Origin of the sequence: Neobittarella massiliensis (ex Bilen et al. 2018) (genome assembly GCF_900289145.1) — a bacterium.
Lineage (GTDB): Bacteria > Bacillota > Clostridia > Oscillospirales > Ruminococcaceae > Neobittarella > Neobittarella massiliensis.
The window spans coordinates 145,148-164,327 of the sequence record NZ_OKQO01000008.1; the positions used below are offsets into that span (position 1 = coordinate 145,148).

Genomic DNA, 19,180 nt, shown 5'->3' on the forward strand with positions numbered 1-19,180 from the left:
AGGCGTTTTTCACACCAGGGCAAAACCCCGGCGCACCAGTTCCAGCCGGTGCAGGTACTGGCGGCGGATCTCTTCGCAGCGGTCGATATCGCGGAAGATATGGGTCATGGCGTCTTTGGTGAGCAGCGCCATGATCTCGATCATCTCGTAAATGTCGTCACGGGTGCGCACCCGCAAGGTCTGCCAGTTCACACCGTCGGCCAGCGCCTCCAAGATCTCCTGGGGCAGGTGTTCTTCCGGTGGGGCCAGCACAAAGCCGCATCCCAACTTGGCGTCGGCGAACAGGTTCTTGCAAAATCCGTAGGTCTTGGGGTCGGTGCCGAACTGGATGCAGAAGTCCAACATGCCGGCAAACAGCACGAACAGATCGCCGTCCCCGTCCTGCAGGCTGCACAGCACGTGGCGGGTCATCTGTTGCCGGTAGTCGTCCAGCACGTACAAAAGCATATCCCGCTTATCGCTGAAGTACTGGTAAAAGCTCCCCCGCGAGATACCGGCGTTCTGCACGATCTGGTTGATCGAGACCTGCTCGAACGGCACGCGGGCAAATTCGTCGACGATGGCGGCGGTCAGCCGGGCCCGCTTGGGGGCGGGCAGATTGTAAAAAGTAGTAGTGGGCATAGCGCTCCTCGCACAGCAGTCAAGTGACAGTATGTCATGTATGGGTGAAAACGCTTTTTATCATACCGGTGCACCCCCCGCCATACAAGGTCCAAAAGCTGAATAAACCGTGAACAAATTGCGAATACCGGCAAAAGTACAGAAGATTTGGGTACCGGCTGCTGCCGCTTTCACCGGTATGGTCTGCGCCGCCGCAAAGGTGCCCACTGGTTTCTTGCCCCGTGTCACGGTCCCGCCTTGCCGGCCACCGGCAAAAATATCATTTACCGTGGGGGCGGCACCCCTTTACAAAATAAAAAAGGCGCTGCACACATCGGTGTGTACAGCGCCTTTTTAAACGGCGATCGGCCGCACGGCTACAGCTGCTCGAGCAACTGCCGGTAATCGGTAATGGCGATGTCGGCGGTCCGCTCAATGGCCGGCCAGTCCAATTTCGAGGTGTCGTCGTAAATGCCGCAGACGGTAAACCCGGCGGCTTTCGCGGTTTTTACAGCGTAATAGGCGTCCTCAAACACGGTGCAGTCAGCCGGGTCCAGACCCAGTTTTTCACAGCACTGAAAGTAGATATCCGGCTCGTGCTTGCTTTTACCTGCCTCGGGCACGGTGATGATAAATTCAAACAGGTCCCACAGCCCCAATCGTCTCAGTACCGTCTCGGCCTGAGGGCGGTCGGTCATGGTGGCGATGCACATCTTTATCCCCCGCGCCTTTAAGGCGTGCAGGTACTCGGGCACCAGCGGTTTAGGGGCGATCACCGTGCGGTACGCCTGCCAAACCATCTCCTCCCAGTTCTCCATGATCTTTTCCGGCTCCAGGTGGGGCAGGTAATTGCTCGAGAGATATTCGGCGGCCTGCTGTGAGTTCATGGTCACGATCTTTTGGCCCAGATCCTCGGGTACGGGCACACCGTTATCGATTAGTATCTGCTCGTCGAGCCCCCGCCACATCCACATCGAGTCCAGCAGTGTGCCGTCCATATCAAAGATCGCGCCCCGCATCACAGCACCTCCGCAATAGCCGCCGCCGTAGAAGAGAGGTCCGCCGGCATAGCCTGAGCTAAAAAGCCCACGCCATTGATGCCGCAGCCATGCAGGGCGGCAATGTCTTTCGGCTCATAGGCCACCACCGGAATACCCACCGCCGCACAGATGGCCTTTAACGTCTCTAAGCCGGTGCGCTGCACCGGTACGCCCAGATAGTCGGCCCCCGCTTTTTGCGCCTCTTTGGCCTCGCCGGCACCAAACACAGTGCAGCCCACGATCGCCTTGGCCCCCAGCTTTTGCCGCATGTCGGCGACCATGTCTACAGTGGGCAGGTACGCCCCGTCGCCGTCGCCAAACTGGGTGATGCAGGGGAGACCGTGCTCGATCGCCACCTGCTGTACAGCGGCGATACGGTCTTGGTCACTGCCCAAAATATCCAAACAGGTGACACCTTGCTCTACGGCTTGCCGGCAGCGCTGCGCAAGCTCACCGGTAGTCCAGCTCTCGTCGATGACCAGATAAAAGGCCAGGTGTTTTTTGATCTCGCTCATAGTCGTTGCTCCCCTCTATCGCGCGCCGCCGTTTTAGCAGATATTTCGGCAGCGAATATCACACATATATTAAATGTACAGGCCCCAGCGCCATAAGTCAAGAGATGCGCCCCACCAGCAGCGCTTTTGACAAAGAGATCTCTATAGTGGCGCTCAATAATTAAGTTTAACTCACATAAATAAGCAAATACTTATATTTTTACAGCCGAGACAAATCTACCGGAGGATTAAAAATCGATTGAAGCAGATTGACAAATTTTCGCTATTTTGCCGTGTTTTTAAAAAATATTTTATGAAAAATGCTGGTTTTTCTCGAGATTCTTTGGCACCTATTGGCCGGCAAACCGCTCTGTTTTTGGTTGCGGGGGGCCAAAGATAGATGGTATAATTAAACAAAGCGTGGCCCGTCTGCGGTGTAGGCGCCATGTGAAGCCTGCGCGCCCGCAGCGGTCGGGTATGCTCTTTTGAGGAGTAAAACACCTGCAAAAGTATCGCTGTACCCATTAAAATAAGTCGGGCGTCCGCCCGACACCATCCATGGCGCCGGAGGCGTCATGTAGGAAGATTTCAAAGAGAGGGATAGCAGAGCAAGGCAAATAGGTTTTGCCTGTTTGTCCGCCGCGATTGCCATCCCTCTTTTGAGGAATAAAACACCTGCAAAAGTATCGCTGTACCCATTAAAATATGTCGGGCGTCCGCCCGACACCACCCATGGTGCCAAAGGCGCCATGCAGAGAGATTTCAAAGAGAGAGTACCCAGAGCAAGGCAAGCAGGCGAAGCCTGCGCGCCCGCAGCGATTGGGTATGCTCTTTTGAGGAATAAAACACATGTGTAAGTATCGCTGTACCCATTAAAATAAGTCGGGCGTCCGCCCGACACCATCCATGGCGCCGGAGGCGTCATGTAGGAAGATTTCAAAGAGAGGGATAGCAGAGCAAGGCAAATAGGCTTTGCCTGTTTGTCCGCCGCGATTGCCATCCCTCTTTTGAGGAATAAAACACCTGTTTTACACAATAAGGAGGACATCATCATGATCGTTCAGCTGTATTCCATCAAATCCCCCGAAGAGGCCCTAAAAGTCATCGAGCTGGGCTGCGACTATCTGGGGGTCTCCCCGGTGTCGGGCGCCAACCTGCCCAACGAGCTCAGCTACGACGAGATCAAAGAGATCTTTGCCACCATCAAGGGCAAAGGTAACGGCGTGCTCATCTCTATCGACGACCCCGAGGACCTGGTGGTCGAGCGGGTGCGTGAGCTCAAACCCGATGTGATCCACATGTGCGGCGGCGAGGTGTTCTCCACCCCTGAGCTGGCTAAGCGCATCAAAGAAGCCAACCCCACCACCCGCCTGGAGCAGGCTGTCGGCGTGTCTGGCCCCGAGTCCATCGAAGAGGCCAAAATGTACGCCGAGTGGTGCGATATCCTCATCCTCGACTCGGTCACCGAAAACATCCCCGGTGTGGGCGCCGCCGGTGTCCCCCACGACTGGAATATCGACGCCGAGATCGTCAAAGCCGTCGCCGGCAAAGCCGATGTCATCCTGGCCGGTGGTCTCACCCCCGAGAACGTGGCCGAGGCGGTGCGCATCGTCAAACCCTGGGGCGTCGACTCGCTGACCCACACCAACAAGTTCCTGCCCGATGGCACCCGCATCAAAGATCTCGAGAAAGTCGAAAAATTCTGCCGTGAAGCCAGGAGTGTAAAGTTCTAATGAAAAGTTTAAAGACCGATAAGGCCATCTTGTGCCTGGGCGATATCAACCCCGACATCATCATCCCCTACGGCGAATCCCGCCAGATCATGGACGCGATCGCCCGCGGCGAAGAGGTGGACAACACCTATCGCCCCGACCCCACCATCCAGTCCGGCGGTGCCACCGCCAACACCGCGTCTGGTCTGGCGCGCTTGGGCATGCCCGTCTACTTTGCCGGCAAAGCGGGCAAAGATTACTACAGCGACTTTTTAAAAGAAGATTTTCACAAAGACGGCGTCATGACCGACTATATGGCCTGTGACCCGGCCATCTCCACCGTGGCGGTATTTGCCGTGGTGTCGGAGGATAAAAACCGCATCCTGTACGCTTTCCCGCCGGTACATCCCAGCCACCTGCAGCTGGTGCCTGAAGACCTGCCCGACGAGCTGATGGACAAGATCGGCTGGGTGCAGACCACCGGCTTTATGCTGCGCGAGAACCCCGCCGCCGACACAGTCATCGGCTTTTTAGAGAAGTGTAAGGCCCACGGCGGCATCACCATCTCCTTTGACCTCAACCTGCGCATCGAAGTCTCTCCCTTTACCGACGAGTTCAAGGCCCGCGTAAACCGCTGCGTAGAGCTGGCCGACGTGCTGCTGGGCTCGGGCAAAGAGGAGTATGTGCCGCTCAGCGGTAAGGCCACCCCCGAGGAGGCCTGCAAGTACTATGCCGATCAGGGCAAAGTCGTCATCTGCCGCGCCGGTGCTGCCGGGGTAGATTACTATCAGGGCAATGAGCACGGCTTCCTGCCCACCTTCGATGTGGAGGTGGTCGACACCGTGGGCGCCGGCGACGCCTTCAACGCCGGTTTTATCGCCTCGGTGGCCCGCGGCCTCGACTTGCACGACGCCGTCATGCACGGCAACGCCGCCGCCTGCTACGCCATCGGCAAAGTGGGCGCCCGCACCGTCCCGTCCTGGGATGTGGTGGAGGAGTTCATCGAGAAGACCCCGCTCATCGGGCAAAAATAAATACATACAGTAAAAGGGGCCCGAGGCCCGGCTCAGTACCGCCCAGACGGTCAGCCGGTGCCTCTGGCCCCTTTTGGCACCTGTAACTGCGCAGCGCCCTCAAACGGGCGGCGGTGCGGTCCCGTGTGCCGTCAAAGCGAGAGGAGAGATCTGTTTGCTCATCAAAAATTGCCTGCTGGAAAATGCCGTCACCCCCACCGATATCCGGGTGCAAAACGGCTTGTTTGCCGAGATCGCCCCCGACCTGCAGTCCACCCCCGGCGAAGAGGTGCTCGACTGTACCGGCAAATTGGTGCTTCCCCCCTTTATCGAGAGCCACGTCCACCTCGACACCTGTCTCACTGCCGGCGACCCGGTATGGAACATGTCGGGCACCCTGTTTGAGGGCATCGCCTGTTGGGGTAAGCGCAAAGAGAAACTGTCCCCCCAAGATGTAAAGGACCGGGCCCGCCGGGCCTGTAAGATGTACGCAGCCAACGGTGTACAGCATATCCGCACCCACGTAGACGTCACCGAGCCCACTCTGGCGGGTATGAAAGGCATGCTGGAACTCAAGGAGGAGCTGCGCGACCTGATCGATATCCAGATCGTGGCTTTCCCCCAGGACGGCATCCTCAGCGTGCCCCACGGCAAAGAACTGGTGGAGGAGGCGGTGAAGATGGGCGCCGACTGCGTGGGCGCGATCCCCCACTTCGAGTTCACCCGCGAGTACGCCGTAGAGAGCGTCAATTTCTGTATGCAGCTGGCCGAGAAATACGATAAACTGGTAGATGTGCACTGCGACGAGATCGACGACGAGCAGTCCCGTGGGCTGGAGGTGCTGGCCTGCCGGGCGCTGGAGAGCGGTCTCTCCGACCGGGTCACCGCCAGCCACACCACCGCCATGCACAGCTACAACAACGCCTACTGCGGCAAACTGTTTCGCCTGCTCTCTATGAGCGGCATCAACTTTATCTGCAATCCGCTGGTCAACACCCATTTGCAGGGCCGGTTCGACACCTACCCCAAGCGCCGGGGCGTGACCAGAGTAAAAGAGCTGTTGGCCAACGGCTGCAACGTGTCTATGGGCCACGACGACATCTTCGATCCCTGGTATCCGCTGGGAAACGGCAACATGCGCACGGTGGTGCACATGGGCCTGCACGTCTGCCAGATGATGGGCTATCAGGAGATCATGGACAGCTACCGGCTCATCACCCACAACGCTGCCCGCACCCTGCACCTGGGCAAAGATTACGGCATCGAACCCGGCCGACCGGCCAGCTTTATCGTGCTGGACGCCGCCAACTTCTACGACGCCCTCAACCGGCAGAGCGCCGTACTCTACAGCTATAACCGGGGCCGCCTGCTGGCAGCCACCCAGCCGGCTAAGACCGAAGTGCTGCTTTGACCGCAGTCAAAAAAGGGGAGGGGCGCCACATGCGCGCGGCCAAACTGCTGGCGGTGGCAGTGGCGCTGACCGCCCTGCTTGGCGGGTGCAGCCACGCCAGTGAAGGTACAAAAAAACCGACAGCACCCTCAAAAAAACCGGCCCCGCCCAGCTACGGCAGCCAGCTGTCCTATCAGGACAACAAGTATCAAAACAGCCGGGTGCGCCGGGGCGCCGATAACACCTATGTCTGCAGCTGCCACGAGATCTATCAGATAGATGCGCAGGGGGCTGTTAAAGTGCTGGTCTCCATGCCCGATACACAGCTGTATGGCCTGCGTCTGTACCGGGAAGATCTGCTTTTATTTACCAGCCGCGACATGACGCCGCGCGGTGATGTGCTGTTTGCCCTGGGCTTTTGGAGCTGCGACCTGCACACTGGCGCCTTGCAACAACAGCCGTTTTTTCCGCAGTATTACGAGATCATCGGCGATGTGCTCTACACCGCAGAGGGGGGGCAAGACATGCTGCGGGCAAACGGTGCCGATACCTACAGTCTCCCCGATCTAAAGCCGCTGAAAAACGGTGTCGTATGCCCGCTGTCGGCTGTGTACACCGGGTTGGGGGCGCTAGATCTCGACAGCGGCATTTATGCCGCTGCCGAAAACCACGAGATATTGGGCTATGAGCCCCAGGTGACGGTGCGGCAGGATATCGTGCTGTCACAGCTCGGCGGCGGTGAGAGCCAGCACATCTGCACCTACACCGGCACCATGTACGACGGATGGCTGGCCACCCATCGCGGCGTCTATTACCAGCAGGCCGATGCGCTGTGGGTGGCGGATTACCAGAGTAAAGATCCGGTGCAGCTGTGTGCCAAACTGCCCGAAGGCATGCGCCTTTTCACCTACGACGAAAACTGGCTGTACCTGATAGACAGCGACAGCTATCAGACGATGACGCGGGTACACAGCCGGACCGGCCGGATAGAGACCCTGCCTTTCACTGTAAAAGACGATCCCTTCGCCAGTCCTCTGGACACCTGCGGCGGTTATCTGTATTTTACCGGCCCCGACGATCTGCTGTACCGCTGCCCGCAGAGCGACCCCTCGGCCATACAGGTCGAGCCGTTTGACGGGTAGAGCGCAGAACGGTAAAACGGCCCCCTCAGCTTTAGCTGAGGGGGCCGTTTTGGCGCCATCACGGGTACATGATATCCGAGATGATCTTCATGATCTTATCGTGGCAGCCACCGCAGCCGGTAGAGCAGTGGGTGATCTTCTGCACACCTTCAAACTGCTGTTCTACAGCGGTCATGGTGGGCAGCTGATGCAGCGCGTTCTCAATGTCGGCGTAGGTCACCTTTTTGCAGTTGCATACCAGCACGTTTTCCATAGATTCCATGGTGGGCATCCCCTTTCTAAACGAGTATGTGGGCAGTTCCTGTCCCCATTATAAAGTCTGTTTTATCAGAATGCAAGTGCAGCCGGGCGGCTGTACGGCATCTCCGGCAGCAGCCATAAAAGCCGCCGCTATCGCCTCTCCAGCCTTCCGGCCAACAGCAGCATCATGGGGCGGCGCAGCTCATCTTGCATACCGGGCAGGTCCATCATCGATGGGTCGGGCCGCGGCTCAACAAAGTCGGTCAGCACAAAACCGTTTTGCAACAGCCCCTGTACAAAGCTGGTGGCGGTGTGGTGGTATTTCTGTACCGGCTGGCCCAAAAATATCGCCTGGCGCTCCCCCTCGATATAGTAGCCGTCCACCGGCCAGTGCAAAATGTTCCCCTGCTCGTCGCGGTACCAGTCCTGGCTGCCGTAGGCGGTAAATACCGGGTGCTCCACCGACAGGATAAACTGCCCGCCCACCGTCAAGCAGCCGGCCACCCGGCGGCAGATATCCTGAAAATCGGGCAGATAGTGCAGCGCCAGCGAGCTCAGTACCACGTCAAAGCTGTCGGCGGCAAAATCGATCTCGTCTATCGACTGACAGCGGTACTCCACCTGGTCAAATCGGTTTTTCTCCCGTGCCACCTGCAGCATCTTCTCCGAAATATCCAGGCCCAGCACGTAGCTGGCGCCGCCCTGGGCGGCATACTGGCAGTGCCAGCCGTACCCACAGCCCAGGTCCAGCACGCGCTTACCGGCAAGATCGGGAAGCAGCTCTCTGAGCGCATACCACTCGCCGGCCCCGGCCAGCCCTTGGGTCGAACGCCCCATCTGGCTGTAGGCCTCAAAAAATTGGGGGTCGTCATAGGGGTTGTTCTTGCACATGTTTTACACTCCTTTTTATGTTCGGCACATACCGCCCGCAGCGGGTCCCGTCGGTCTCATCTGTTTTTTGCGCTGTCGGCGGCAGGGGTCGGTGCGCTGTTTTGCCGTCGGCCGCGCCACCACTCGCCGCCAAAGGCGGCGCCCAATATCAGCGCCGCCCCCGCCAGCTGCCACAGCCCGGGCTGCTCGCCCAAAAACAGCGCCGAAAAAAAGATGGCCGATACCGGGTCGATATAGCAAAAGGTGGCGGCAGTCTGCCAGCTTAGGGCCGGCAGCGCCGAGAAGTACAGCCAGTAGCCAACGCCGGTGTGCACCACTGCCACCAGCAGCGCCAAAAGCAGGCTGCCGGTCCCTGCAGACGCGATGTCCAACCCATCGGTAGCCAGCACATAGGGAAACAGCACCACCGCCGCCACCGCCAGCTGTATCAGCGTGCTCTCCAGCCCGGTCAGCCCGTGCACAAAACGTCCCAGCAGCATCACACAGGCATACAGCGCCGCCGCGCCCAATCCAAAACCCAGGCCCAGTGCAGCGCGGGGCTGCCCGGCGACCGATGGCCCGGCCCCCGCCACCAAAGCCATACCGGCAACGGCGGCCAATGTGCACGCCACCGCCGACAGCCGCAACCGCTCTCTCAGCACCGCCGGGGCCAGCAGCATCACCAGCACCGGGGCGCAGTAGTAGCTCAGGGTGGCCGCCGCTATGGTGGTGTAGCGATAGCTCTCGAACAGCAGGATCCAGTTAAAGCCGATAGCCGCCCCCGAGCAGAGCAGCACCTTCCAGTTTCGGCGCACCGCCGACATCCGGGGCCGCCGCCCGCTCAGAAAGCTCACGGCCAGCAGCACCGCGCTGCCCACCACCGCCCGCACCAGCGCCAGCTGGCCCGAGGTCAGGCTGATGTGCCGCACAAACACGCCCAGGCTGCCAAAAAGCAGCATGGCCGCGATCATCTGGACCTTGGCCCGCATCGCTCTTCCCCCCTATTCACACACTGTTTTATCACCATAGCGCAGCGCGCGCAAAATGTCAATGTGCCACCGCCGTGCAGGCTGTGCGCTGCACACACAGGCCTTTTGCGCAACAGATGTAGCCCAGCCCAACAAAAAAAGAGCCCGCCCCGTATATCCTGCCCGGGGCGGGCTCTCGGCCCGTTATCTGTGGTGTGCGCTAGGGGCGGCGCTCATTTTTTTTGCCCCCTAAAAAGGCGGCGCCGCCCAGGGCCGCGGCGGCTGTAAACATAACGGCCAGCCGTATGCCGTGGTCGCCGGTGTAGGCGATAGTCCCGGTCAGCTCGCCGTCCTCTGGCCGGCTGGGGTTTTGGTGTCCGTCGTCAGAGTCGCTGTCCACGCCTAGCTGCGGTGCTTTCAGCGTGTAGTCCAGCAAGATGGTCGTGGTGTTGCCCAAACTGTCGGTGGCGGTGATCGACAGCAGGTAGCTCCCGGGCTGTGTCAGGTCCACGCGCTCTAGCAGTGCGCCGCCTTTAAATATGGTGGCGGCCGAGTAGGTCAGCAGCCCGTCGGGCAAGACCGAGCTGATCTGGTAGCGCTCTCGGAGCAGCTGCGCCACCTCGATTCGCGACAGGCTGCCGCTGGGCTGTACGTTTACCGTTACCGCGTCGGTGATCGTGGCGTGCACGGTGCCGTCCGGCTCGGTGCTGACGGCATCGGGGACCAGGTATTCGGGCTGGGTGCCGCCGGGGTCGCTTCCGCCACCGGTATCTTGCTCCTCGCCGGGGCGCACCTGCGGCGCTTGCCGCTGGCGAATAACGATCTGGATAGGGGAGTAGGTGATCGCGTAGTTCTGTCTGGCCAGTGCAGTGCTGTCGGGAAAATCCACCGCCAGCACATAGGTCCCGGCCGCCGGGTTGCCCCGGTCCAGTTCTATATCTCCTGCCCGGCAGCTGTACACCGGGGCACCCAGTGTATCTTCTATGCGGTCGCCGCCCGCCAACATGCTCCCCCAGCTGCCGTCGGGGTCGTAGCCGGTGACGCTGTGCCCGTATGTATCTGCCAGCGGCACACCGGCCCAGCTGTCCGTCACGGCAAAGGTGGGGCAGACCGCCAGCGGCCGCGGGGTGATGGTCCCCGGTACCGTCACCTTTCCATCTGTCAGGCCGGTCAGCACATAGTCGCCGGAATCTTCGCCGGTCAGTGCCACCTCGGTAAGGGTTATGGTATCGGCCTCGGCCACATTTTTGCTGTTGTAGGTGGCGGTGCAGCTCAGGCCGACCTTGGCCCCCTCGGGCAGCCCGCTCAGCACAAAACCACCGCTGTAGTCTGTGTCGCCGTCATAGATCTTGGTATAGGCCTGTCCATCTGTATCGGCGGGGGCCACGCTCAGCTCTATCGGCAGCACCGAAAACGTGTCGCTGTCGCCGTTATACCCCTCCTTGACAGACTCTACCCGGTACTCTCCCACGTGGGTCGGCAGCCCTTCAACAGGCGCCCAGGTGCCATCGGGGTCCCGCTCATAGTAGACATGGGTCACCGCGTCTACCTGGCTGCCGTTGGCCTTGCTGCTCACCTCGGGCTGCTGCCCCACAAAAATGTCTTTGGCGCTGGTAGACAGGCTCTTTCCGGTGGGGTCGAGGTTGACGTCGACGACCGAAAACCCGCTGCCGCCGCCATCGGTGACCGGCTTGTCGCCTGGCATGCCGCCGTACTCGATGATATAGCCGGCCTTTACTGCCGGGGTCCCGTCATTCCAGGTGCCGATCAGGTCCGAAGTGCCCCACATGTGCAGGCAGTACTCGGTCCCTTTTTTCTGCCCGTTGTTGGGCTCTCCGCCGTTCCAGTTGCTGTAGATCACTGTACTGCTGGGGTTATTGGCCTGCGACTGGCTAAAAGCGCCCTGCCAAAACAGGGAGGGGGCGAAGTTCCCCGCGCTGTCCAGGCTCTCGGGCCCGGTCACCCAGTAGTACTTTCCGTACAATATCGTGTAGCCGGCGGCGTCACCGGTATAGTCGGGGTGGCAGGTGCCGCCCATCCAGGTGTTTTGCTTCACCAGCGAGGTGATGATGTCGTTTTCATGCTTGCTGGTCACCGTCACCAAGTAGCCCTGCATGCCCATATAGGTGGCGTCGGCCGCCTCGGTGAGCGCCTGCGCCCACACGATCTCGTCCTTTACCGCCTGGTAGTAGTGCCCGCTTTCAGCGTCGTAGTCGTAGATGTCGGTGCTCTCTTCGTAGCTGGCTACCAGCCGCAGCTTTTTCATATCGTCGCCGGCCAGCTTCACCTTCAGGTTTTCGCGCAGATACCGGCTCCAGTCGTCGCAGCTCTTGCCGCTGGCATTGATCGATACGTTCACCTCTTTGCTGCCGCTCAACCTGGTAAAATCCCCCAAAGTGGGCAGCGTTATCGCGTCGGCAGCCTCTACGACGCTGGTAAACTGCACCGTCACGCTCTTGACTTCCTGCCCGGCAGGTGCGTGCACCTGCAAGTCGGGAAAGGTAAAGCTGCCGTCGCCGCCTCTGACCGCGGCGCCGGTATCGATATACAGTGCCGTCTCTTCGGCAGCCGCTACCTGTCTTGGCGGCAGCAGCACCGCCGACAGAGTCATAGCCGCCGCCAGCAGCAGCGCCGAGTACCTGCTGCCGGCTCTCCTCTTGTGTCCCATATAGTCCAGCCCTCCCAATCGTGGTGTAAATGCCTTCGCTCCAGGTGCCAGATACTGCGCATCTAGGCGATGGGCTACTTAATAATTGGCATCTTTTGCAGAAATGGGTCACATTTTGCCGAAAAAATTTTTCCACTTGTCGCCATTTATACGGTCGTGCTATAGTGGCTAGAGATATGGCGACAAAAATATCGCAAAAAGGGGCGATACTATGCCGTATACCCACCGCCAGCTGGGCCAGCTCGCCCAGCGCGCTGCCGCCGGAGACCGCACCGCCTTTGATGCGCTGTATGCCGCCACTGCCCGGTTTCAGTACTACCGCATCCTGCACCTGGTGGCCAGCCCCCAGGTGGCGGAGGACCTGCTGCAGCAGACATACCTGCACCTCTGGCAAAAAATAGATACCGTCGATCCCCCCGAGCTGGTGGCAGCGTATCTCAGCGGGATCAGCCGCAACCTGTGCCTGCAGTATCTGCGCCGCCAGCGGCAAACGCCGGCTGACCTGTCGCTGGATGACAGCGCCGCCGGCGATCTGGCCGATACCGCGCCCACGCCCCAGCAGATGATCGATCGAAAGAGTGACCGCGAGCGCCTGCGCACCGCTCTGGCCGCGCTGCCGCCCGACGAGCGTGAGACGGTGCTGCTGCGCTACGGCCAGCGGCTCAAAATACGTGATATCGCCGCCGTCATGGCCCGGTCCGAGAGCACGGTCAAGCGCCTGCTAAAGCGGGCCCTCGGCAAGCTGCGGAGCCAGATGGGCCTTGGCGGCCTGCTGGTGTGGCCGCTGGGGCCGCGCATCGCGCAAACAGCCGAGCAGAGCTGGCGGCAGCGGCTGGCGGCAGATAGCGGCTCCAGCCGCTCCCACCGCCGCCGGCCCCTGCGCCTGCTCACCGCCGTATCGGCAATCTGCGCGCTGCTGCTGTTGGGGGCGGCCACCGCCGCCCCGGTCGCGATCGTCGACGCGCGGTGGCCGCAGACGGCGCCCCAGGCCCAGCCGGTCACCCTACAGGCGCAGGTCGTCTGCCCGGCAGGCGTGCGGGAGGTCTATCTGCAGGGGGAGGAGGACCGCTGGCCGCTGGAATACAGGGGTGGCGCCTACGCAGTCAGCGTGCCCCACAGCGGTGCGTACACGCTCGTTGCGCGGGGCAAAAACGGCAGTGTCGCCCGGCGCCGGCTGGTGGTGAGCTGCATCGACGATCAGCCCCCTTCGCTGCAGCACAGTACCGTAGAGGGGGGCTGTACGGTGTTCACCTTTACCGACCCCAGCGGCGTGGCCGAGATGTACTGCGTCGACGCCGCCGGCACGCGCATCGACCCGCTGCTAAAAGATCTCGCCGCCGGCCGCTTTATTTTTGCCCTGCCTCCCGGCAGCTACACCACCTGTGTGCGCGATGCGCTGGGCAACACCGGATCGGGCTGTACGCAGGTCTACGAAAAATAGCATCTCTTGCCGGTATCCCGGCGGCCGCGGGTGTTCGCTGTCGACCCCCGCCGGCCGCCTTTTTTGCCGCTCCCGGTCTTTTTCTTTTGCCGTTCAAGGTGTATAATGGCGGGGAGAGGTAAACTACCGATGAGGAGGAGCGACCATGAGATCCTTTGTATTTGACAGCCACACCCATTCCCAGTATTCGCCCGACGCCGATACCGACCTGCGCGAGATGTGCGAGTATGCCATCGCCCACGGTATCGACGGCTTTTGCGTCACCGACCACTGCGACTGCAACCACGACCGGCCGGAGCAGGAGGCCCGTATGGCTGCTTGCCGGCAGGAGGTAAAGCAGCTGCGGGAGGAGTACAGAGGCCGCCTGCTGCTCTGTTACGGCATGGAGCTGGCCCAGCAGAATTTCGACCCGGCCATCGTGGCGCGCATCTACGGCTCGTTCGAGGGCGATTTCATGATCGGCTCGATGCACAGAGCCGACAACCAGCCCGATTTCAGCGTCATCGACTTCTCCACCATCGAGTTCGAGCCGCTGCTGGAAAAGTACTACCACGAGCTGCTCGAGACCGCCCAGATCAATAAGCTCGATATCCTGGCCCACATCACCTACCCCCTGCGCTACGCCGGGGCCGAGCGGCTCGCCGGGATGGACCTGCACAAATACGACGACATCACCGACGAGATCTTCAGGACCCTCATCCAAAACGGTAAAGGGATAGAGATAAACGTCTCCGGCCTGCGCCAGCCCTACGGCAAGCCGTTTCCCACCGGCGAGTACCTAAAGCGCTTTCACGATCTGGGCGGCGAGATCGTCACCATCGGCTCCGACGCCCATTTCCCCCAGCACGTGGGCGCCAACTTCGCCGACGGGGTGGCCATCTTAAAGGCGGCGGGCTTTGACCACTACTGCTACTTTGTCGAGCGCAAGCCCCGCTATGTAGATATCTGATGGCTGCCCTGTTTGACAGCCATACCCACTCGGTCTACTCCCACGACTGCAACACGCCGCTGCAGGAAAATCTGGCGGCCGCCGCCAAACAGGGGCTTTTGGGCCTCTGCACCACCGACCACTGCGAGGTCAACTGTTTCGACGCAGTCTGGCTCCAGCGGCTGCAGAGCGGTCGGCAGCAGCTGGCGGCGCTGCGGCCGCAGTGGGCGGGGCAGCTGGTGCTCACGCAGGGCATCGAACTCGCCTATCCCCAGGCCGATCCGGTGCTGGCCCGGCAGATCATCGCCGCCGCCCCGTACGATTTTGTGCTGGGCTCTATGCACGGCTCGCCGGCGAAAAAGGGGATGTTCGACCCCGCTACCGGCCCCCGCCGCTTTGCCCAGATCCTGCGCACCTATTTCGGCGAGCTGCTGCAGGTGGTGCAGCTAGACTGCTTCGACGTGTTGGCCCACCTCACCTATCCGCTGCGCTACGCCTCACCGCAAACGGCCGCTGCACTCGACCTGTCGGCTTTTGACCGTCAGATCGATGAAATATTTGCGGTGCTCATAAAAAACGGGCGCGGGCTGGAGCTCAATGTCTCCGGGCTGTATCAGTCCTACGGCAAGCCGTTTCCCACCGTCGGCTATCTCAGGCGCTTTTACCAGCTGGGCGGCCGCATCGTCACGCTGGGCTCCGACGCGCATCACAGTGCCGATATCGGCCGTCAGCTGGCGGCCGGGGCACAGCTGTTGCGGCAGGCCGGCTTTACTGCCTACTGCTATTTTCGCGGCCGCCGGCCGGTATTTTTAGACCTGTAACAGAGCTCATATCTGCGAGGAACATCTATGCGACAAGTTACCCTTTATACGCAGCACGACTGGGTCGACCCCGCTGCGGTCACCGGCCAGTGGGCGGTAGTCATCGACACCTTTCGCGCCACCACCACCATCACCGCCGCCCTGCAAAACGGCTGTCTCAAGGTGCTGCCGGTCATGCACACACCCGACGGGCTGGCCCTCAAACAACAGTTGCTCACCAAAGATCCCGGCACCCCGGTGCTGCTGGGCGGTGAGCGCCACACCCAGATCATCCCCGGCTACGACTGCGGCAACTCCCCGCTGGAGTACACGCCGGCGGTAGTGGGCGGCAAGGTGCTGGTGCTCTCCACCACCAACGGCACCAAGGCCGCCCTCAAAGCCGTCCGTGCCGGTCGGGTGTTTTTGGCCTGCCTCAATAACTGCACGGCAGTGGCGCAAAAATTGCTGGGCGGCAGCGCCGATATCTCCTTTATCTGCGCCGGCACCCGGGGCAAGTTCTCGCTGGAAGACGTGATCACCGCCGGCGGTGTGCTGCACGCGCTCTCCCGTATGGGCGGGCGCTTTCACCCCGACGATGCCGCGTATATGGCGCAAAAGATGTTCGCGGCCTACAGCGCCGATATCGATGCGCTGCTCTGCCAAACCGCCCACTATAATACGATGCGCAGCCACGGTCTCACCGGCGATCTGGCCTACTGCCAGCAGATCGACAGCACCGCGGCTGTGCCGGTGTACAGCCGCGGCGCCATCCGGCTGGCTGCCGATACATAATCGCCCCGTCCCAAACACCTATCCTGTAAATAAAAAGACAGAGCCCGCCACTCGGCAGGCTCTGTCTTTTTATCAAGAGAGAGAAAAAACATATTTGACCGGGCAGGCGGCGCCCCATTTGGCAGTCGGTGCCAAAGTGCCGGCTGCTACCAGCAGGTGAGGTCCAGCAGTGCTGTGGGCAGCGGGTACAGCAGCGCCCAAAATACCCGCAGCACCTCCCAAATGATCTGGCGGCAGGCACGCAGCGCGTCTGGTGTTCCCGGCGCGCCGCAGGTCATCTGGCGGCGGCAGTCGGTGGCGGCGCGCTCATTCGGCGGGTGTTTTGCCACCGTCACCGCTCTCATAGCCGGGGTGGGGGCCCGGTGCGCAGTGGCCGGTACCGGGACAGGCGCGGCCTGCTGCCAACACAACAGCAGCACCACACATATCGCCCACACCCATTTTCTGCCCACCGTAGACGCGCCTCCTCCTGCATTTCGACAGTTTTTGCGAACAGGTACAGTGTAACACGATAGCAATTATTTTGCAATTAAAATAGATTGCAAAATAATTCTATATTAAAATAAATTGTTCGTGCATACTAAGACCAGGAGGTGTGCCGCGATGTTAAAGATACAAAAGGGTTATGACTCCGAGAGCAAGACCTTCCGCCTGCCCACCGATATGGTCAGCAGGCTCAGCGATCTGGCGGCCAAAAACAAGCTGTCGCTCAATCAGCTGGTCATCCAGTGCCTGCAGTACGCACTGGACAATCTAGAAGAAGACGAAAAGGCGTGATACACCGCCCATTTTATAAAAAAGGGGAGGGGCGCGGTCCGGCATGGCCGGTCGCGTCCCTCCCTGTTTTTGTCGGCGCGCTAGCAGCCGGCGCCATAATCGGTCTGGTAACCGCGGTCCACTGTGATCACACAGTACAGGTGCGGGTCGGTCTTTTGCACCTGCTCCTCGATCTGGTGGCACAGCTCGGTATTTTGTAGCGGGCAGTCGATGGGCACCGCCACGTCAAAGATCAGGTTCGAATGGCTCTCGCCCAGCACCGCGCGAAAGTCGTGTACGCTGCAGGCGGCATACACCTGGCGGGCGCTCTCTAATACCAGCTGGCGCAGCGCGTTGATGCGCGCGTCGTTGACCACCAGAGGGTCGAGATGCGCTACGAGGAAGATCCCTTTTTTCTGCGCAAAGTCGCGCTCAATGTTGTCGATGCGGTCGTGGCTGACCAGTATGTCCACCGAAGACGATACCTCCACATGTACCGAGGCAAAAATGCGCCCCGGCCCGTAGTTGTGCACCACCAGGTCGTGTAGCCCCAGCACCCCCTCATAGCCCAGTATCGTGCGGGAGATATCGTTTACCAGCGCCGTGTCCGGGGCCTGCCCCAGCAGCGGGTCCAGGGTGTCTTTCACCACCCCAATGCCCGAGTACAGGATAAAAGCGGCCACCAAAAGGCCCATCCAGCCGTCCAGCTCCAGCGGCGTCAGGGCCGATACCACCGTGGCCACCAGCACCGCCGCCGTGGCAACTACATCGTTTAGGCTGTCCTGCGCCGTGGCCAAGATCGCCGGCGACTGGATGCGCCGCCCCACCTGGCGGTTGAAGCGAAACAGCCACAGCTTCATCAGGATAGAGAAAAACAAAATGCCCACCGCCAGCCAACCGGCATTTACCGGCTCGGGGTGCAGCACCTTCTGCAAGCTGCTCATCCCCAGCTGCACACCCAACAGCATGATCAAAAACGCCACGATCAGCCCGGCCACGTACTCGGTGCGGCCGTGGCCGAACGGGTGGTCCTTGTCGGCGGGTTTTTCGGCCAGCTTAAAGCCCAGCAGCGAGATGACCGAGCTCCCCGCATCCGACAGGTTGTTGATGGCGTCGGCCATGATGGCCACACTGCCCGAGAGCAGGCCGGCCAGCAGCTTGCCGGCAAACAGCAGCACATTCACGCCAATGCCCACCCCGCCCGAGAGCGCTCCATAGCGGGTGCGCACCCGGTGGTCCTGGGTATCTTCGCTCTGGGGCACAAAGTGCTGGATCAAAAAATCAGTCAAGTCCCATACACCTCTTTTTGTATGCGGGCGGTACCGCCTGTGCGGCGCGCTCGGGTAGATAACGCCTATTATAGCAGCCTTTGCCGTCTTTTTCCAGTGCCGTCGCCCCCGGTGCGTAGACGGCCGTCCCGCTGCGCGGTATACTATTTAAGAATAGCGGTCCGCCCGGGCCGATATAACTAGAGTATCCGCCGCTCTGCCGGCTGGTTTTCAGCGGGCGGTAACGGGCGGGCGATAGGGGAGGGGCACAACCATGAGTACAGAAAAAGAGCGCGGCGGTACCGCCGCGGGCGCACCGCAGTGTTTTTGGTGCCGCTACGGCGCGCTGGCTGCCGCTGTCGCACTCTACCTGCTCTCTGCTGTCTCGCTCTACGTGCTGCAGGTGTACGGCTTTGGCGGCGGGCTCAAAACAGGCTTTGGCCTGGCCGCACTGCTGCCGCCGCTGTACGGCTGCTGTTGGCTGCTGGCCGACCACCGCCAGTCCCCGGCCAAGCCCCGCCGCAAAACAGATTTTTTAAATGGGTTGCTGCTGGCAGCCCTCACGGTGCTCGTCGCGGTGTTTTTGCTGCAAGATCGCTATCTGCTGCGCTGTTGGCAGTATTTTGGGGTGCTTTTGGGGCTGGGTGGCCTTATGCTGTACCGGCGCCGCCATCCGGTCAGCAAGCTGTCGGCAGTGGCTGTCGCCTTCTTTTTGGGGCTGCTGTTCAGTACCGGCCTCTACTTTGCCGTGCTGCGGCCCACCACCCTGCCCGGCGCCCGGGCCCTGCTGGCCGCGCAGGGCTACCGCAACTTGCAATTTGGCACCCACTGTATGGCCGCGCTGGCCGACCAGGTCGACTATACCGGCGGGCAACAGACCACAGGAAAACAAGACGAGGCACTGGGCCTGTACCTGTTCACCGCCCGCCGCGGCAGTCAGCAGTACGGTGTGTTTGTCAGCGTGGCCCACGGCCGGCCGGTCGGCAGTTATCTGCGAAAAAACAACCAGGCGATGGATTATTTCGAGCGCCAAGGCGTGCGCTGGCGCTAATGGAAAG

Annotated in this window: 20 protein-coding genes; 10 read left to right on the top strand and 10 right to left on the bottom strand. The window is 60.8% G+C overall.

The annotated features are described in order from the left end of the window. Nucleotides 1-9: 9 nt before the first annotated feature. The 4 genes from C6Y32_RS12365 to C6Y32_RS15165 all read right to left on the bottom strand — a co-directional run bounded on the left by C6Y32_RS12365 (nucleotide 10) and on the right by C6Y32_RS15165 (nucleotide 3,188). Nucleotides 10-621 (bottom strand): TetR/AcrR family transcriptional regulator, encoded by a 612-nt coding sequence (locus C6Y32_RS12365; protein ID WP_105205568.1) that lies wholly within the window; start codon nucleotides 619-621, stop codon nucleotides 10-12. A gap of 356 nt (nucleotides 622-977) precedes the next feature. Then, nucleotides 978-1,619 (bottom strand): HAD family hydrolase, encoded by a 642-nt coding sequence (locus tag C6Y32_RS12375; RefSeq protein ID WP_105205570.1) that lies wholly within the window; start codon nucleotides 1,617-1,619, stop codon nucleotides 978-980. Then, nucleotides 1,619-2,155 carry a thiamine phosphate synthase gene (locus C6Y32_RS12380; protein ID WP_105205571.1) on the bottom strand — a complete coding sequence of 179 codons (537 nt, stop codon included), beginning with the start codon at nucleotides 2,153-2,155 and terminating at the stop codon, nucleotides 1,619-1,621. The genes C6Y32_RS12375 and C6Y32_RS12380 overlap by 1 nt, the downstream gene beginning before the upstream one ends. Nucleotides 2,156-2,543: 388 nt before the next feature. Beyond that, the gene (locus C6Y32_RS15165; RefSeq protein ID WP_129589448.1) at nucleotides 2,544-3,188 is read right to left on the bottom strand and encodes a hypothetical protein; all 645 of its coding nucleotides are present in this window, start codon (nucleotides 3,186-3,188) and stop codon (nucleotides 2,544-2,546) included. Here C6Y32_RS15165 and C6Y32_RS12385 point away from each other — a divergent pair. The 4 genes from C6Y32_RS12385 (at nucleotide 3,187) to C6Y32_RS12400 (ending at nucleotide 7,391) form a co-directional block, all read left to right on the top strand. Then, the gene (locus C6Y32_RS12385; protein ID WP_105205572.1) at nucleotides 3,187-3,867 is read left to right on the top strand and encodes a phosphoribosylanthranilate isomerase; all 681 of its coding nucleotides are present in this window, start codon (nucleotides 3,187-3,189) and stop codon (nucleotides 3,865-3,867) included. The two genes, C6Y32_RS15165 and C6Y32_RS12385, sit on opposite strands and share 2 nt — an antisense overlap. After that, nucleotides 3,867-4,880, top strand: coding sequence for a carbohydrate kinase family protein (locus C6Y32_RS12390; RefSeq protein ID WP_105205573.1), 1,014 nt, complete (start codon nucleotides 3,867-3,869; stop codon nucleotides 4,878-4,880). The genes C6Y32_RS12385 and C6Y32_RS12390 overlap by 1 nt, the downstream gene beginning before the upstream one ends. Nucleotides 4,881-5,034: 154 nt before the next feature. Continuing rightward, nucleotides 5,035-6,270 carry a cytosine deaminase gene (codA, locus tag C6Y32_RS12395; protein ID WP_105205574.1) on the top strand — a complete coding sequence of 412 codons (1,236 nt, stop codon included), beginning with the start codon at nucleotides 5,035-5,037 and terminating at the stop codon, nucleotides 6,268-6,270. 29 nt (nucleotides 6,271-6,299) lie between these two features. Beyond that, complete coding sequence (locus C6Y32_RS12400) at nucleotides 6,300-7,391, top strand: hypothetical protein (protein ID WP_105205575.1); 1,092 nt, start codon at nucleotides 6,300-6,302, stop codon at nucleotides 7,389-7,391. A 58-nt stretch (nucleotides 7,392-7,449) separates the two neighbouring features. Here C6Y32_RS12400 and C6Y32_RS12405 read toward each other — a convergent pair whose 3' ends face one another. The 4 genes from C6Y32_RS12405 to C6Y32_RS12420 form a co-directional block, all read right to left on the bottom strand. Further along, nucleotides 7,450-7,653 (bottom strand): (2Fe-2S)-binding protein, encoded by a 204-nt coding sequence (locus C6Y32_RS12405; RefSeq protein WP_243206189.1) that lies wholly within the window; start codon nucleotides 7,651-7,653, stop codon nucleotides 7,450-7,452. A 128-nt stretch (nucleotides 7,654-7,781) separates the two neighbouring features. Continuing rightward, entirely contained in the window at nucleotides 7,782-8,522 is a 741-nt protein-coding gene (locus C6Y32_RS12410) for a class I SAM-dependent methyltransferase (RefSeq protein ID WP_105205576.1), read from the bottom strand. A gap of 56 nt (nucleotides 8,523-8,578) precedes the next feature. Next, complete coding sequence (locus tag C6Y32_RS12415; RefSeq protein ID WP_105205577.1) at nucleotides 8,579-9,490, bottom strand: DMT family transporter; 912 nt, start codon at nucleotides 9,488-9,490, stop codon at nucleotides 8,579-8,581. Between the two features lie 199 nt (nucleotides 9,491-9,689). Then, a complete protein-coding gene (locus tag C6Y32_RS12420; RefSeq protein ID WP_105205578.1) occupies nucleotides 9,690-12,137 on the bottom strand; it encodes a YDG domain-containing protein in 2,448 nt (815 codons plus the stop codon). Between the two features lie 211 nt (nucleotides 12,138-12,348). On the opposite strand from C6Y32_RS12420, the gene C6Y32_RS12425 reads away from it, so the two are divergent. The 4 genes from C6Y32_RS12425 to C6Y32_RS12440 all read left to right on the top strand — a co-directional run bounded on the left by C6Y32_RS12425 (nucleotide 12,349) and on the right by C6Y32_RS12440 (nucleotide 16,098). Beyond that, entirely contained in the window at nucleotides 12,349-13,578 is a 1,230-nt protein-coding gene (locus C6Y32_RS12425; protein WP_105205579.1) for an RNA polymerase sigma factor, read from the top strand. Between the two features lie 145 nt (nucleotides 13,579-13,723). Then, a complete protein-coding gene (locus C6Y32_RS12430) occupies nucleotides 13,724-14,527 on the top strand; it encodes a histidinol-phosphatase HisJ family protein (protein ID WP_105205580.1) in 804 nt (267 codons plus the stop codon). Beyond that, nucleotides 14,527-15,327 (top strand): histidinol-phosphatase HisJ family protein, encoded by an 801-nt coding sequence (locus C6Y32_RS12435; RefSeq protein ID WP_105205581.1) that lies wholly within the window; start codon nucleotides 14,527-14,529, stop codon nucleotides 15,325-15,327. Before C6Y32_RS12430 ends, C6Y32_RS12435 begins: the two co-directional genes overlap by 1 nt. A 27-nt stretch (nucleotides 15,328-15,354) precedes the next feature. After that, the gene (locus tag C6Y32_RS12440) at nucleotides 15,355-16,098 is read left to right on the top strand and encodes a 2-phosphosulfolactate phosphatase (protein ID WP_105205582.1); all 744 of its coding nucleotides are present in this window, start codon (nucleotides 15,355-15,357) and stop codon (nucleotides 16,096-16,098) included. Nucleotides 16,099-16,244: 146 nt separating this feature from the next. Here the strand turns inward: C6Y32_RS12440 and C6Y32_RS12445 are convergent, their stop codons facing one another. Next, nucleotides 16,245-16,550: a hypothetical protein gene (locus tag C6Y32_RS12445; protein WP_105205583.1), complete on the bottom strand. Its 306-nt coding sequence runs from the start codon at nucleotides 16,548-16,550 to the stop codon at nucleotides 16,245-16,247. A 151-nt stretch (nucleotides 16,551-16,701) separates the two neighbouring features. Between C6Y32_RS12445 and C6Y32_RS15170 the strand changes: the two genes are divergently transcribed. After that, complete coding sequence (locus C6Y32_RS15170; protein WP_129589449.1) at nucleotides 16,702-16,875, top strand: toxin-antitoxin system HicB family antitoxin; 174 nt, start codon at nucleotides 16,702-16,704, stop codon at nucleotides 16,873-16,875. A gap of 80 nt (nucleotides 16,876-16,955) precedes the next feature. Here the strand turns inward: C6Y32_RS15170 and C6Y32_RS12450 are convergent, their stop codons facing one another. Then, a complete protein-coding gene (locus tag C6Y32_RS12450; protein ID WP_105205584.1) occupies nucleotides 16,956-18,143 on the bottom strand; it encodes a cation diffusion facilitator family transporter in 1,188 nt (395 codons plus the stop codon). 253 nt (nucleotides 18,144-18,396) lie between these two features. Between C6Y32_RS12450 and C6Y32_RS15440 the strand changes: the two genes are divergently transcribed. Next, nucleotides 18,397-19,173 carry a hypothetical protein gene (locus C6Y32_RS15440; RefSeq protein WP_164998275.1) on the top strand — a complete coding sequence of 259 codons (777 nt, stop codon included), beginning with the start codon at nucleotides 18,397-18,399 and terminating at the stop codon, nucleotides 19,171-19,173. The last annotated feature ends 7 nt before the right edge of the window (nucleotides 19,174-19,180 follow it).